Source organism: Ciceribacter sp. RN22 (assembly GCF_024054295.1).
GTDB classification, from domain to species: Bacteria; Pseudomonadota; Alphaproteobacteria; order Rhizobiales; family Rhizobiaceae; genus Allorhizobium; species Allorhizobium lividum.
In genome coordinates this window covers 1,285,991-1,299,026 of record NZ_JAMXLD010000002.1, presented here as the reverse complement: position 1 = coordinate 1,299,026, position 13,036 = coordinate 1,285,991, and the positions used below count along the sequence as shown (strand labels likewise).

General features: G+C 61.6%; 14 protein-coding genes. 13 read left to right on the top strand and 1 reads right to left on the bottom strand.

Features of this window, described 5'->3' with window-relative positions:
- The first annotated feature begins 37 nt into the window (after window positions 1–37).
- The 10 genes from fba to NHF53_RS21045 all read left to right on the top strand — a co-directional run bounded on the left by fba (window position 38) and on the right by NHF53_RS21045 (window position 8,843).
- Window positions 38–1,120, top strand: a complete 1,083-nt coding sequence (fba, locus tag NHF53_RS21090; RefSeq protein WP_252835894.1) for a class II fructose-bisphosphate aldolase — start codon at window positions 38–40, stop codon at window positions 1,118–1,120.
- A gap of 24 nt (window positions 1,121–1,144) precedes the next feature.
- On the top strand, window positions 1,145–2,524 hold the full coding sequence (locus tag NHF53_RS21085) for a ribulose-bisphosphate carboxylase (RefSeq protein WP_252835893.1): 1,380 nt from the start codon (window positions 1,145–1,147) through the stop codon (window positions 2,522–2,524).
- 90 nt (window positions 2,525–2,614) lie between these two features.
- The gene (gene rpe, locus NHF53_RS21080; protein WP_114364790.1) at window positions 2,615–3,298 is read left to right on the top strand and encodes a ribulose-phosphate 3-epimerase; all 684 of its coding nucleotides are present in this window, start codon (window positions 2,615–2,617) and stop codon (window positions 3,296–3,298) included.
- Window positions 3,299–3,328: 30 nt separating this feature from the next.
- Window positions 3,329–3,889 (top strand): thioredoxin family protein, encoded by a 561-nt coding sequence (locus NHF53_RS21075; protein ID WP_252835892.1) that lies wholly within the window; start codon window positions 3,329–3,331, stop codon window positions 3,887–3,889.
- Between the two features lie 253 nt (window positions 3,890–4,142).
- Window positions 4,143–4,352: a hypothetical protein gene (locus NHF53_RS21070; RefSeq protein WP_114364788.1), complete on the top strand. Its 210-nt coding sequence runs from the start codon at window positions 4,143–4,145 to the stop codon at window positions 4,350–4,352.
- Between the two features lie 45 nt (window positions 4,353–4,397).
- Window positions 4,398–5,384: an ABC transporter substrate-binding protein gene (locus NHF53_RS21065; RefSeq protein ID WP_374591237.1), complete on the top strand. Its 987-nt coding sequence runs from the start codon at window positions 4,398–4,400 to the stop codon at window positions 5,382–5,384.
- On the top strand, window positions 5,381–6,199 hold the full coding sequence (locus NHF53_RS21060) for an ABC transporter permease (protein ID WP_374591234.1): 819 nt from the start codon (window positions 5,381–5,383) through the stop codon (window positions 6,197–6,199). The genes NHF53_RS21065 and NHF53_RS21060 overlap by 4 nt, the downstream gene beginning before the upstream one ends.
- Window positions 6,165–6,908, top strand: a complete 744-nt coding sequence (locus tag NHF53_RS21055) for an ABC transporter ATP-binding protein (RefSeq protein WP_114364787.1) — start codon at window positions 6,165–6,167, stop codon at window positions 6,906–6,908. The genes NHF53_RS21060 and NHF53_RS21055 overlap by 35 nt, the downstream gene beginning before the upstream one ends.
- 11 nt (window positions 6,909–6,919) lie before the next feature.
- A complete protein-coding gene (locus NHF53_RS21050; RefSeq protein WP_252835891.1) occupies window positions 6,920–7,870 on the top strand; it encodes a quinoprotein relay system zinc metallohydrolase 2 in 951 nt (316 codons plus the stop codon).
- A 121-nt stretch (window positions 7,871–7,991) separates the two neighbouring features.
- A complete protein-coding gene (locus NHF53_RS21045) occupies window positions 7,992–8,843 on the top strand; it encodes a quinoprotein dehydrogenase-associated SoxYZ-like carrier (RefSeq protein WP_252835890.1) in 852 nt (283 codons plus the stop codon).
- A 16-nt stretch (window positions 8,844–8,859) separates the two neighbouring features.
- Here NHF53_RS21045 and NHF53_RS21040 read toward each other — a convergent pair whose 3' ends face one another.
- Complete coding sequence (locus NHF53_RS21040; protein WP_252835889.1) at window positions 8,860–9,213, bottom strand: hypothetical protein; 354 nt, start codon at window positions 9,211–9,213, stop codon at window positions 8,860–8,862.
- A 481-nt stretch (window positions 9,214–9,694) separates the two neighbouring features.
- Between NHF53_RS21040 and NHF53_RS21035 the strand changes: the two genes are divergently transcribed.
- The 3 genes from NHF53_RS21035 (at window position 9,695) to NHF53_RS21025 (ending at window position 13,035) form a co-directional block, all read left to right on the top strand.
- A complete protein-coding gene (locus tag NHF53_RS21035) occupies window positions 9,695–11,506 on the top strand; it encodes a methanol/ethanol family PQQ-dependent dehydrogenase (protein WP_114364783.1) in 1,812 nt (603 codons plus the stop codon).
- 160 nt (window positions 11,507–11,666) lie between these two features.
- Entirely contained in the window at window positions 11,667–12,191 is a 525-nt protein-coding gene (locus tag NHF53_RS21030; RefSeq protein ID WP_252835888.1) for a c-type cytochrome, methanol metabolism-related, read from the top strand.
- A gap of 1 nt (window position 12,192) precedes the next feature.
- Window positions 12,193–13,035, top strand: a complete 843-nt coding sequence (locus NHF53_RS21025; protein ID WP_252835887.1) for a substrate-binding domain-containing protein — start codon at window positions 12,193–12,195, stop codon at window positions 13,033–13,035.
- The last annotated feature ends 1 nt before the right edge of the window (window position 13,036 follow it).

The following is a 13,036-nucleotide window of genomic DNA, read 5'->3' as shown; positions in this document are numbered from 1 at the left end:
GCGGTAGTTGAAACTCGCGTGAAAGGATCACGAACCCATGGCAAGGATTACACTGCGGCAACTGCTCGATCACGCCGCCGAACGCGGCTACGGCGTGCCGGCATTCAACATCAACAACATGGAACAGGGCCTTGCGATCATGGAGGCGGCGAAGGCCTGTGACGCGCCCGTCATCATTCAGGCGTCGCGCGGTGCCCGCACCTACGCCAACGACATCATGCTTGCGAAGATGATCGACGCGCTCGTCGAGATCTACCCCGACATCCCCGTGTGCATGCACCAGGACCACGGCAACGACGAGGCGACTTGCATGACCGCGATCCGATACGGCTTCACCTCGGTGATGATGGACGGCTCGCTGTTGGCCGACGCCAAGACGCCCGCCTCCTACGAATACAATTTGGAAATCACCGAGCGTGTCGCCCGCATGGCCCATTGGGTCGGCGCCTCGGTCGAAGGCGAACTCGGCGTGCTCGGTTCGCTCGAGACCGGCGAGTCCGAGGCCGAGGACGGCCATGGCGCCGAGGGCAAGCTCAGCCACGACCAGCTGCTGACCGATCCCGACCAGGCGGTCGATTTCGTCACCCGCACCAAGGTCGATGCGCTGGCGATCGCTTGCGGCACCTCGCACGGTGCCTACAAGTTCACCCGAAAGCCGACCGGCGACATTCTCGCGATGCGTGTCATCGAGGAAATTCACGCAAAGCTGCCGAACACACATCTCGTGATGCACGGTTCGTCCTCCGTTCCGCAGGAACTGCAGGACGTCATCAACAGGTACGGCGGCGAAATGCCCCAGACCTTCGGTGTTCCTGTCGAGGAAATTGTCCGCGGCATCAAGCATGGCGTGCGCAAGGTCAACATCGACACCGATTGCCGCATGGCGATGGCCGGTCAGTTCCGCAAGGTCGCGATGGAACGGCCCGGGGAGTTCGATCCCCGCAAATTCCTGAAACCGGCGATGGATGCGATGCGCGATCTTTGCCGGGATCGCTTCGAGGCCTTCGGTACGGCCGGAAATGCCTCGAAAATCAAGGTCATTCCGATGGACGAAATGGCCAAGCGCTACGCTAGCGGAAAGCTCGATCCGCAAATCGCTGTCCGGGCCGCGGCCGAATAGCCTCCAACCAAGAGGAGATGAACAATGGACCAGTCCAACCGTTATGCCGATCTGAGCCTGACCGAAGAGATGCTCATCGCCGGAGGAAAGCACGTTCTTTGCGCGTATATCATGAAGCCGAAGGCCGGCCATGGCTATGTCGAAACAGCGGCGCATTTCGCGGCCGAGTCGTCGACGGGCACCAATGTCGAAGTTTCTACGACGGATAATTTCACCCGCGGTGTCGACGCCCTCGTCTACGAGGTCGACGAGAAGAATGAGCTGATGAAGATTGCCTACCCCATCGAGCTCTTCGACCGCAACATCATCGACGGACGGGCAATGCTGGCCTCGTTCCTGACGCTCACCATCGGCAACAACCAGGGCATGGGCGACGTCGAATATGCCAAGATGCACGATTTCTACGTGCCGCCGGCCTATCTGAAGCTGTTCGACGGGCCGGCTACGACGATCAAGGATCTGTGGCGCGTTCTTGGCCGTCCGGTGGTCGACGGCGGGTTCATCGTCGGCACGATCGTCAAGCCGAAGCTCGGGCTGCGTCCGGAACCGTTCGCGCGGGCATGCTATGATTTCTGGCTCGGCGGCGACTTCATCAAGAATGACGAGCCGCAGGGCAACCAGCTCTTCTCGCCCTTCAAGGAAACGATCCGGGCGGTTGCCGACGCGATGCGGCGCGCGCAGGACAAGACCGGCGAGGCAAAGCTCTTCTCGGCCAATATCACTGCCGACGACCATTACGAAATGCTGGCGCGCGGCGAGTTCATCCTTGAGACCTTCGCGGAAAACGCCGACCACGTCGCCTTCCTCGTCGACGGCTATGTCGCGGGTCCGGCAGCGATCACGACGGCGCGGCGCAACTTCCCCAGGCAGTACCTTCACTATCACCGCGCGGGCCACGGGGCGGTGACCTCGCCGCAGTCAAAGCGCGGATACACGGCGTTCGTCCTTTCGAAGATGGCGCGGCTCCAGGGCGCTTCCGGCATCCACACCGGAACCATGGGCTTCGGCAAGATGGAAGGCGAGGCGGCCGACCGGATCATGGCCTTCATGATTACCGACGACAGCGCCGACGGGCCGTACTTTCATCAGGAATGGCTCGGCATGAACCCGACGACGCCGATCATCTCCGGCGGCATGAACGCGCTTCGTATGCCGGGCTTCTTCGCCAATCTCGGCCATTCGAACCTGATCATGACGGCCGGCGGCGGCTCCTACGGCCACATAGACGGGCCGGCGGCGGGCGCGAAATCGCTCCGTCAGGCGGAGCAATGCTGGAAGGAGAGCGCCGATCCGCTTGAGTTCGCCAAGGATCACCACGAGTTCGCCCGTGCCTTCGAGAGCTTCCCGCATGACGCCGACGCGCTTTTCCCCGGCTGGCGGGGACCGCTCGGCATTGCGGCCTGACGTGCGGGATCAGCCGCGCAAAACACCCATAGAATCCTTTGGCCGGAAAATCCGGCCACAGGCACTCATCCGACGGCAGGAGAAAAGCCTATGTCCACCATCATCGCCCCCTCCGTGCTTTCCGCTGACTTCTCCCGCCTCGGCGACGAGGTCGAGGCCGTCGTGCAGGCAGGCGCGGACTGGATCCACCTGGACGTCATGGACGGCCATTTCGTGCCTAACATCACCTTCGGTCCGCCGGTCATCAAGGCGATCCGCAACCGCACCGATGCGGTGTTCGACTGCCATCTGATGATCGCGCCAGCCGATCCCTATCTCGAAGCCTTTGCCGAAGCCGGCTGCGACATCATCACGGTCCATGCCGAGGCGGGTCCCCATCTCGACCGCTCGCTGCAGGCGATCAGAGCACTCGGGAAGAAGGCCGGTGTTTCGCTCAACCCGTCGACGCCGGAAAGCGTCATCGAATACGTGCTCGACCGTGTCGATCTCGTTCTGCTGATGACGGTCAATCCCGGCTTCGGCGGCCAGGCCTTCATTCCCGCCGTTGTCGAGAAGGTCCGTCGTGTGCGGGCTATGATCGGCAATCGGCCGATCCATATCGAGATCGACGGCGGGGTCACACCTGTAACCGCGCCGCTGGTGGCGGCCGCGGGCGCTGACGTGCTCGTGGCAGGTTCGGCGATCTTCAAAGGGAGTGACAAGGCGGCCTATACGGACAATATTAGGGCGATCCGCGCGGCGGCGGATGCGGCGCTCGGGCAGAAAGCCGCCTGATCGTACCTGGATGTCTTGCGAGGATATCGGATGGCTGCGACGACCACTCCCTTGTGCGACTTTGGCTGGAAGGCCGTGGATGCAAAGCTTCCCGCGGTCGATGGCCGGACCTTGTCCATCCTGGAGCAGGCGGGCCAGCGTGGACTCGTCGTCGCGTTCATCTGCAACCACTGCCCCTATGTGCGGGCGGTGATCTCCCGCATCGTCAGGGATGCCCGCGATCTGGCTGGCGTCGGTATCGGATTCGTCGCGATCAACTCCAATGACGCGCTCGCCTATCCGGAGGATTCCTTCGAAAACATGGGGCGTTTCGCGGCCGAGCACACGCTACCTTTTCCCTACCTTTACGACGAGGATCAGTCGGTGGCTCGGGGTTACGGCGCCGTCTGCACGCCGGACTTCTTCGGGTTCAATGCCGCTGGCGAGTTACAGTACAGGGGTCGCCTCGATGCGTCGCGGAAGGAAGCCGTGGATCAAGGCCTGCGCCGCGATCTCTACGAGGCCATGCTGGAGGTCGCAAGGACCGGCCGCGGTCCAGCGGAGCAACAGGCGTCTATCGGGTGTTCGATAAAATGGAAGACGCCGGCGTGAATGCCGCTTCGACACCGGGAAAATTATCGCTACTGTTCACCTGATCTCGCCGGGGCATGTAACAGCCGGAAAAGTGACTTGCCGTGTCTTCTTGGTCAACCGGTATAGGCGTGGTCGGGCAATTGACGGGGGAACCCGATGGCCTTAACCTCGTTCGTGTTTCTTATCCGGGCACCGTGAGAAATCTGACGTGATAGTGACGGCCCTCTTCCACGGAGGGGGTGGGACTTGTCGTCGATACGGAAGGTGCGACATGGATATCATCAACCTCGTCATGACGATCTGCCTTGCGGCTTCCCCCGGCGAATGCCGCGAGCAAAGCCTGCACTTCGAAGCTTCCGGCAGCTTGCTGAATTGCCTGTTTCTCGCGCCGACGCACATCGCGAAATGGTCTGAGGAGCATCCGAACCTGCGTGTCGTGAAGTGGCGGTGCGCCTATCCCTCACGGGACATCAACATCTAGGAAGACGGAAGCCGGTGCACTTGCGGCTCAACAAGGGGTGAGGGAATGCGGAACATGCTTTTCTGGTGCCGTCGGTCGGTGTTCGTAGCCTTGGTGTGCGTCGGGCTGATCCCGCCCCTCGGCGCAAGAGCCGCCGAGACTGTCAGGGTGGGCGTTCTCAAGTTCGGGACCGTCAACTGGGAACTCGACACCATCAAGCACCACAAGATCGGCGAGAAGCACGGCGTCGACGTCGACGTCCGGTTCTTCGCCGGGGAAGATGCGACGAGCGTCGCACTCATGGCCGGGGAGGTGGACTTCATTGTCTCCGACTGGCTGTGGGTTTCCCGCCAGCGCGCATCCGGTGAAGACCTGACGATGTTCCCCTACTCGACCTCCGTCGGCGCTCTCATGGTGCCATCCGAGTCACCGATAAAGAGCCTCGCAGACCTCAAGGGCAAGAAGATCGGTGTCGCCGGCGGACCGATCGACAAGAGCTGGCTGCTGCTGCAAGGGCTTGCGCGAAAGGAAAAGACCGGCGACCTCGCCGCCGACAATGACATCGCCTACGGTGCGCCCCCGCTGCTTGCAGAAAAGGCACAGCAGGGCGAACTCGATGCCGTGCTGAATTTCTGGCACTACTGTGCCCGTCTGGAAGCTGCCGGCTTCCGGCGGCTGGTGAGTGCGAACGACGCCGCCGAGGCGCTCGGAGCGTCCGGGCCGGTATCCGCCCTCGGTTACATTTTCCATGAGAGCTGGGCGAAAGCGCATCCGGACGCAATCGCCGGATTTATGGCCGCGAGTGCCGAAGCCAAGGCGCTGCTGGGCAGTTCCGACGAGGAATGGTTGCGGCTCGCGCCGATCATCAAGGCCGACGGACAAGCACTCACGGTGCTGCGCGATCGCTATCGCGAAGGCATTCCGAACCGGGCAATTGAAGACGAGGAGAAGGATGCCGCCGCGCTCTACGCGGTCCTTGCGGACCTCGGCGGAGAGAAGCTCGTCGGCTCGTCGAAGACGCTCATGCCCGGGACGTATTGGAGGGCCAAGTGACCACGGTTCCTGACCGGTCGACCTCCTCCTCGCCGGAACATGCCGTAGGTCGGCGCCGTGGCTTCGGTGTCCCGGCGATGACGGCGGCGGTCTCCTTCGCGAGCCTGGTTTTGGTCTGGCATGTCACTGCGACGGTCTGGCCCAGTCGATCATTCCCCGTTCCCGCCGATGTACTGAGGGCATTTCTGCGCGAGGTCGCGACGGGTGAGCTCCCCCACCACCTCGGCGTGACGCTCTGGCGGGTGGCTGCCTCCTTCTCGCTCGCCATGGTGATCGGATCGGCGATCGGTATCTATCTCGGTGGCCATCGACGGGTCGATGCGTTTCTTCAGCCTTGGGTGATCCTCTTCCTCAATATTCCGGCGCTGGTCATCATCGTCCTTGCCTATATCTGGTTCGGCCTCAACGAAGCGGCGGCGATTGGTGCCGTCGCGGTCAACAAGATCCCGAACGTCATCGTCACCATGCGCGAGGGAACACGCGCGCTCGACCTGCGCTATTCGGAGATGGCGCAAGTCTACCGTTTCAGCGCGTTCGCGCGGTTCCGGCATGTACTGCTTCCACAATTACAGCCCTACCTTGCCGCCGCAGGGCGCTCGGGCATCTCGCTCATCTGGAAGATCGTCCTGGTCGTCGAACTGCTCGGGCGTTCAGACGGGGTCGGCTTCCAGATCAACCTCTATTTCCAGCTCTTCGACGTCGCGACGATTCTCGCCTACACGCTGACCTTCGTTGCCGTCATGCTCTTCATCGAACTGGTGGTGGTACAGCCCATTGAACATGCATCCATCCGTTGGCGCCGGCGCACGGCTTGAAATCGATATCGAGCGAAAGGCATTCCGTGCCGCCTCCGGCGAGACGCTGGAGGTGCTGCGCGACCTGCACATCGAGGTGGAGGAGAACGAGTTCGCCTGCGTGATCGGCCCCTCCGGCTGCGGCAAGACGACCACACTCAGGGCGCTGCTCGGTCTCGACCGTGACTTCGAGGGCAGCATTCGCTTGCCTGGCACCGAGGACCCGCGCGTGGGTGTCGTATTCCAGGAACCCCTGCTGCTCCCCTGGCGGACGGTCGAGGCGAATGTCAGGCTCGCACTGCCCACGGCGCTGCGCGACAAGAATCTCGATCAGCTGTTTTCTATGCTCGGCCTTTCGACAATGCGGTCGTTCTTTCCGGGGGAGCTTTCTCTCGGCCTTGCCCGTCGGGCGGCGATCGCGCGGGCACTGGCGATCGAGCCGGGTCTGCTGGTGCTCGACGAGCCCTTCGTTTCCCTCGACGAGGCTACGGCGAACCAGCTGCGCCGCATGCTGGCGGTGGCGTGGTCGGAGCGGCCGATGACGACCTTGATGGTAACCCACAACTTACAGGAAGCGATCCTGCTCGCAGACCGGATCATTGTTCTCTCGTCTCGTCCCTCGCGCGTCACCGGGGTGTTCCTGATCCGGATTCCACGCGAGATGCGCAGCGAGCAGGTCAGAAGCGATCTGATGCGCTCCTTCCGGGAGAAATTCTCCGATCACGGATGAGGAGAGAGCCGATGGTAAACCTGCCGAACCGCCGCCGCATCTTGAGGACGGGTGTTTGGCTCGGCTTGTCATCACTGGTGCCGTCTGCGCGTCTTCACGCAGCCGAAACGGCCCTGCCGACACGCGAGGTCGCAGAGGGCATCCATGTTTTCGGCGGCAGGCACGAGCTGATGCGTGCCGCCAACAAGGGGGAGATCTGCAATGTCGGGTTCATTGTCGGAAAGGATGCCGTCGCCGTCATCGACAGTGGCGGAAGCGTTGTCGAGGGGCGCGCACTGATTGCGGCCGTCCGTGCCGTGACCGACCGGCCCATCCGCTATCTCGTCAATACCCACATGCATCCCGACCATGTTTTCGGAAATGCTGCGTTTGCGGAAATCGGCGTGCAGATCGTCGGTCATCATAACCTGCCGAGGGCGCTCGCGAACCGCGGATCGTACTATCTCTCGAGCTACCACGACGCGATGGGGAGCGACCTCATGGCGGACGTCCGCATCGTGGCTCCCGACGTGCTGGTGGAGGTGGAACGGCAACTGGACCTCGGCGGGCGGACGCTCGTTCTCAGGGCCTGGAAGCCTGCCCATACGGACAATGATCTCACCGTGCTCGACACGGCCACGCGAACCCTCTTTGCCGGCGACCTCTGCTTCATGGAGCATCTGCCGACCCTTGACGGATCGATCCGCGGCTGGATCGAGCAGCTCGAACCCCTTGCCGGAATCAGGGCGTCGCAAGTTGTTCCCGGACATGGGCCGGTGGCGGCGAAGTGGCCGCAAGCCCTTGATGATGAAAGGCGATACTTCGCCGCGGTCGTCAGGGACGTCCGCAAAGCCATTGCCGGCGGCGTTCCGATGGGCGAGGCCATCGAAACGGTTGCCGAAGACGAACGTGGCCGCTGGCGGCTCTTCGACGAGCATAACCCTCGCAACGCCACGGCTGCCTTTGCTGAACTGGAATGGTAATAGCGTCGCCGCGCCGCACGGTCGGTCGCACTGCTGTCGGAACCGTGATTTGCCGGTGCATGGGCCTTGGTGCTAATATGGACGCTGCCGGGCACCGCCAATTTCTGTGGTGGAGGCAGAGATGACTGGACATCGCCTTGACTTGCTGACGCGACGTGAGGTCGCCACGGCGCTTTTCGTCTTCTCGCTCTGTGCGGCTGGCAGTATGCCTATGCCGGCTCGGGCGCAATCCCCGGCGACGACGGCAACGTGGGATGGTCTCAAGACCGACATTTTCGGGAGCCGCACGATCGAAGCGGCCGAGGGCATCGTCACCATCGAGGCGCCTGCACGCGCCGAGGATGCTGCCATCGTGCCGATAGACCTGCATTTCGAAAATCGAAGCGGGGAAGCGGCCATCAAGGCGGTGACCTTGGTCATTGACGAGAATCCGTCTCCCGTCGCCGCGACCTTCACCTTCGGCAAGGATGCCGGCGTCACGCATCTCGCCACCCGCGTCCGCGTCGATTCCTATTCGTATGTACGAGCGATAGCGGAGACGGGGGACGGTAAGCTTTACATGACGCAAGCCTTCGTCAAGGCCTCCGGCGGCTGCGGTGCACCGGCGAGCAAGAACCAGGACGAGGCGATGGCCGCGCTGGGCAAGATGAAGCTCCGGATCTTCCCGACGCAATCGGGCGGTACCGACTTGTCGAAGGCGGCGGATGTGCAGCTGATGATCCGTCATCCGAACAATTCCGGCCTGCAAATGGATCAGATCACACGCTACTACATTCCCGCGCATTTCGTTCACGACCTGACGATTTCCCAGGGGGACAGGCTGATCCTGAAGATGGAGGGCGGCATCTCCATCTCCGAGGATCCGAACTTTCGCTTCCAGTTCGACGCGAGGCCGGGTGAGGAGATCAAGGTCGAGGCGACCGACACGGAAGGCCAGGTATTCAAGGGGCATTGGCCCCTCGATCCAGCCTGACAATCCGCAGGGTCCATTAGAAACAGCGGATGTCGGCTTCCGCCTGTGCCCGCCTCAGTTCGGTCATCGCGGCCTTGGCCGGCGCTGTCTCGCGGAAGAGCGCTCCCTTTTCGCCCGCGACGAGCCCCATGCCCTTGAACGTCTCCGCGGTAACATAGTGTTCGTAGGGTATGATGGAGGCGATGACGTCGATCGAGCAGGAACAGCGATCGAGCATCTCCCTGTTCTCCCCGTTCGCCTTCATGCATCCATAGACATATTCGGCGACGGTCGCTGTCGGATACTCTGCGGACCCCATCGCCACCGCCCCCGAACCGGCTGCGACGGCGGCTGCCACAATTGAAGCCCTGACAAAATTCCGAGCACTCATGGGTGGCTCCTCATGCTGCATGGCAGTAAAGTCTAGCGCAAGAATAGCAGTAGAATTCAATGGATGGCAAACGCTAAAATCAATCGTCATAATAGATTGCCATGGTATCCAAATCTTCCCTCGGTAAACCAATTAAAATTCATGGTATACTGCGTTGCGGAATCGATATAGTGCGTTGCAGTAGACATTAATTCACAAACCTCTTGCGCATTTGATTTCGATAACCTATCGTCTCCCTGTTTCCGGCTTCAAGGACGTTGCCGTCAAGGGAGTGGTGACAGTCTTCGCAGGCCAAGCGGGGTGGGCGGTAACGGTGCCCTCCGCACGCCTTGGCTTCGGTCGTGACACGCTGCCGGAAATACTTCCCATTTGCGTGAGCTGATGGCGCGGTGAGGCCTTTCGAGGCGGATGCCGCCTAGCTCGTCCATTTTGGACTTAGGGAGGACTCGATATGCGTGCACGGAAACCTGCAAGAACTGTAATGAACGTGGCTCTGGCCACCACCGCTCTGTCGTTCGCCTTGGCTGGAGGAGCCATGGCGAATGACGATCTTCAAGGCATGATGTCCGATTCGAAGAACTGGGTGATCCAGAGCGGGGATTATGCCAATACGCGATACTCGCAACTCGACCAGATCAACAAGGACAATGTGAAGGATCTCCAGGTCTCCTGGACCTTCTCGACCGGCGTTCTTCGCGGACATGAAGGGGGTCCGCTCATCGTCGGCGACGTGATGTACGTTCACACGCCGTACCCGAACACCGTCTTTGCTCTCGACTTGAACAACGATGGCAAGATTCTCTGGAAATATACGCCGAAGCAAGATTCCAACGTCATCCCGATCATGTGCTGCGACACGGTCAACCGTGGCGTGGCCTATGCCGATGGGAAGATTTTCCTCTATCAGGCGGATACAACGCTGGTGGCGCTCGACGCCAAGACGGGCGAGCCCGTCTGGTCCGTCAAGAACGGTACGACGGCCGACGGCAGCACCGGGGAATCCGGTACCTCGGCGCCTATGGTGGTCAAGGACAAGGTCATCGTCGGCATTTCCGGCGGCGAGTTCGGCGTTCGCGGTCACCTGACGGCTTACAGCATCAAGGACGGCTCTCTCGCCTGGCGGGCCTATTCGATGGGTTCCGACGATGAAATGCTCATCGATCCGGAAAAGACCACCCATCTCGGCAAGCCGGTCGGCCCCAGTTCGAGCACGAAGACGTGGGAAGGCGACCAGTGGAAGATCGGTGGCGGAACCACCTGGGGCTGGTATTCCTATGACCCCAAGCTCAACCTGATCTTCTACGGGACGGGCAATCCTTCGACGTGGAACCCGAGCCAACGTCCGGGGGACAATCGCTGGTCGATGACCATCATGGCGCGTGATGCCGATACCGGTGTCGCCAAGTGGCTCTACCAGATGACGCCCCATGATGAGTGGGACTATGACGGCGTCAACGAAATGATCCTGGCAGACGGCGTGGAGATCGACGGCAAGCCCCGGGATATCCTGTTCCATCCGGACCGCAACGGTTTCGCCTACACGCTTGACCGCGCAACCGGCGAACTGCTGGTCGCCAAAAAATACGATCCGGCCGTCAACTGGGCCACGGAAGTGGTCATGGACAAGAACAGCCCCGACTATGGCCGGCCGATTGTGGTGGACAAATACTCCACCCACAAGAACGGTGAGGACGTGAACACCACTGGCGTTTGCCCGGCGGCTCTCGGTACGAAAGACCAGCAGCCGGCGGCCTATTCGCCGAAGACCAAGCTGTTCTACGTCCCCACCAACCACGTCTGCATGGACTACGAACCCTACCGGGTCAGTTACACGGCGGGCCAGCCCTATATCGGGGCGACGCTGTCCATGTATCCGGCGCCGAACAGCCATGGCGGCATGGGTAACTTCATCGCCTGGGATGCCGCAAAGGGCGAGATCGTCTGGTCAAAGCCGGAACAGTTCTCTGTCTGGTCGGGGGCGCTCGCCACGGCCGGTGATGTCGTGTTCTACGGCACGCTCGAAGGCTACCTCAAGGCGGTCGACCTGCAGGGCAACGAACTCTACAAGTTCAAGACGCCCTCCGGCATCATCGGTAACGTCACCACCTACGAACATGGCGGCAAGCAGTATGTTGCTGTGCTGTCCGGGGTGGGCGGCTGGGCCGGGATCGGTCTCGCCGCGGGTCTGACCAAGGGTACGGAGGGTCTGGGTGCTGTCGGCGGTTATGCCGGTCTCTCCGACTATACGACCCTCGGCGGCCAGCTGACGGTGTTCGCGCTGCCGGGCAAGTAAGCCCGAAGGGTGCGAAGACATAGCTTTCAAATGACCTCCTGAGCAGGGTGAACCCGGTCGCGCGACCGCGGGCCGGGTTCGCTGTCTCTCGACTTCACGACTTTCTCAGGTTTTCGGGTGGCGGCGCGTGCCGGCCGCTTGAGCCGAACACGAGGTGCCTATGCATTTTACCTTCAAATACGCCCCGCTCGCCCTTGCGCTGCTTTTTCCGGTGGGTGTGCCATCGGCCCTCGCGGACGACAAGGCTGCCGCCGCGGCGGTCACGAGTGAAGACGGGAAATATTTCGACGCCGAAGGGTCGCCGACCTTCAAGATCGCCGAGGACGGGACCGTCGACTGGTACACCTACAGCGGATACCGCCGCTTCAATTCGGAGTGCTTTGTCTGCCACGGCGCGGATGGTGCCGGATCGTCTTTCGCACCGGTGCTTGCCGATTCTCTGAAAGTTCTGACTTACGGAGAGTTCCTCCAGATCGTTGCCGAGGGGCGAAAGAACCTGGCTGCCGGCAAGGAGAGCGTGATGCCATCTTTTGGCGACAATAAGAACGTCTACTGTTATCTCGACGACATCTACGTCTACCTTCGTGCAAGGGCCGTCGGCGATCTGCCGAGAGGGCGTCCCGCGAAGAAGGAGGAGAAGCCGCAAGCGGCGAAGGACCACGAAACGTCCTGCATGGGTGGGTGACATGGCAAGAGGCGTCCTCGTTTGGAGCGTGCTTTCTGTTCTGGCGCTGCCGGCGTCCGGGCGTGCGCAGGGCGCAGGCCTCGGTGCGGCCGGCGAACTGGTCGATCCGGAGGTGCTGCGGGTCTGCGCCGATCCCTCGAACATGCCCTTCACCGATGAGAACGGTGGCGGTTTCGAGAACAAGCTGGCGGAACTCGTCGCGTCGAAGACCGGCAGGAAGTCGGTCGCCTACACCTGGTTTCCTATGGCGACTGGTTTTGTGCGCAACACGCTGCGAGCCAATCTCTGTGACGTGGTCATCGGATATGCCCAGGGCGACGAACTCGTGCAGAACACCAATGCCTACTACAAGTCGACCTATGTGATCGTGCATCGGAAGGGCGATGGCCTGGATGGCGTCGACACGCTGTCCGATCCGCGGCTTGCAGGCAAGAAGATCGGGATTGTCGCCGGTACGCCGCCCGCGGCGACGCTTGCGCGCCTGGGCCTCATGCGGACCGTCAAGCCCTATCCGTTGATGGTCGATACGCGCCTTGCTCCCTCCATGGCCGAGGTGATGCTAAAGGAGATGGAGGCCGGCCAGATCGAGGTTGCGATCCTCTGGGGGCCGATGGCTGGTTACTACGCAAAGCAGATCGGCAATGATCTCGTCGTCGTCCCCCTTCTCAAGGAGAAGCCGGACCACATGTCCTATCGCATCACCATGGGGGTCCGGCCGTCGGATCAGGAATGGAAGCGGACCTTGAACAGAGTCATTCGAGATAACCAGAAGGAGATCAACCGGATACTGCTGGACTACAATGTCCCGCTGGTGGACGAGAACAGCCGGCCGATTACCGAGTAGG

Coding starts and splice junctions, on each gene's coding strand:
- fba (WP_252835894.1), top strand. CDS start 38: ATGGCAAGGATTACACTGCGGCAACTGCTCGATCACGCCGCCGAACGC.
- NHF53_RS21085 (WP_252835893.1), top strand. CDS start 1,145: ATGGACCAGTCCAACCGTTATGCCGATCTGAGCCTGACCGAAGAGATG.
- rpe (WP_114364790.1), top strand. CDS start 2,615: ATGTCCACCATCATCGCCCCCTCCGTGCTTTCCGCTGACTTCTCCCGC.
- NHF53_RS21075 (WP_252835892.1), top strand. CDS start 3,329: ATGGCTGCGACGACCACTCCCTTGTGCGACTTTGGCTGGAAGGCCGTG.
- NHF53_RS21070 (WP_114364788.1), top strand. CDS start 4,143: ATGGATATCATCAACCTCGTCATGACGATCTGCCTTGCGGCTTCCCCC.
- NHF53_RS21065 (WP_374591237.1), top strand. CDS start 4,398: ATGCGGAACATGCTTTTCTGGTGCCGTCGGTCGGTGTTCGTAGCCTTG.
- NHF53_RS21055 (WP_114364787.1), top strand. CDS start 6,165: ATGCATCCATCCGTTGGCGCCGGCGCACGGCTTGAAATCGATATCGAG.
- NHF53_RS21050 (WP_252835891.1), top strand. CDS start 6,920: ATGGTAAACCTGCCGAACCGCCGCCGCATCTTGAGGACGGGTGTTTGG.
- NHF53_RS21045 (WP_252835890.1), top strand. CDS start 7,992: ATGACTGGACATCGCCTTGACTTGCTGACGCGACGTGAGGTCGCCACG.
- NHF53_RS21040 (WP_252835889.1), bottom strand. CDS start 9,213: ATGAGTGCTCGGAATTTTGTCAGGGCTTCAATTGTGGCAGCCGCCGTC.
- NHF53_RS21035 (WP_114364783.1), top strand. CDS start 9,695: ATGAACGTGGCTCTGGCCACCACCGCTCTGTCGTTCGCCTTGGCTGGA.
- NHF53_RS21030 (WP_252835888.1), top strand. CDS start 11,667: ATGCATTTTACCTTCAAATACGCCCCGCTCGCCCTTGCGCTGCTTTTT.
- NHF53_RS21025 (WP_252835887.1), top strand. CDS start 12,193: ATGGCAAGAGGCGTCCTCGTTTGGAGCGTGCTTTCTGTTCTGGCGCTG.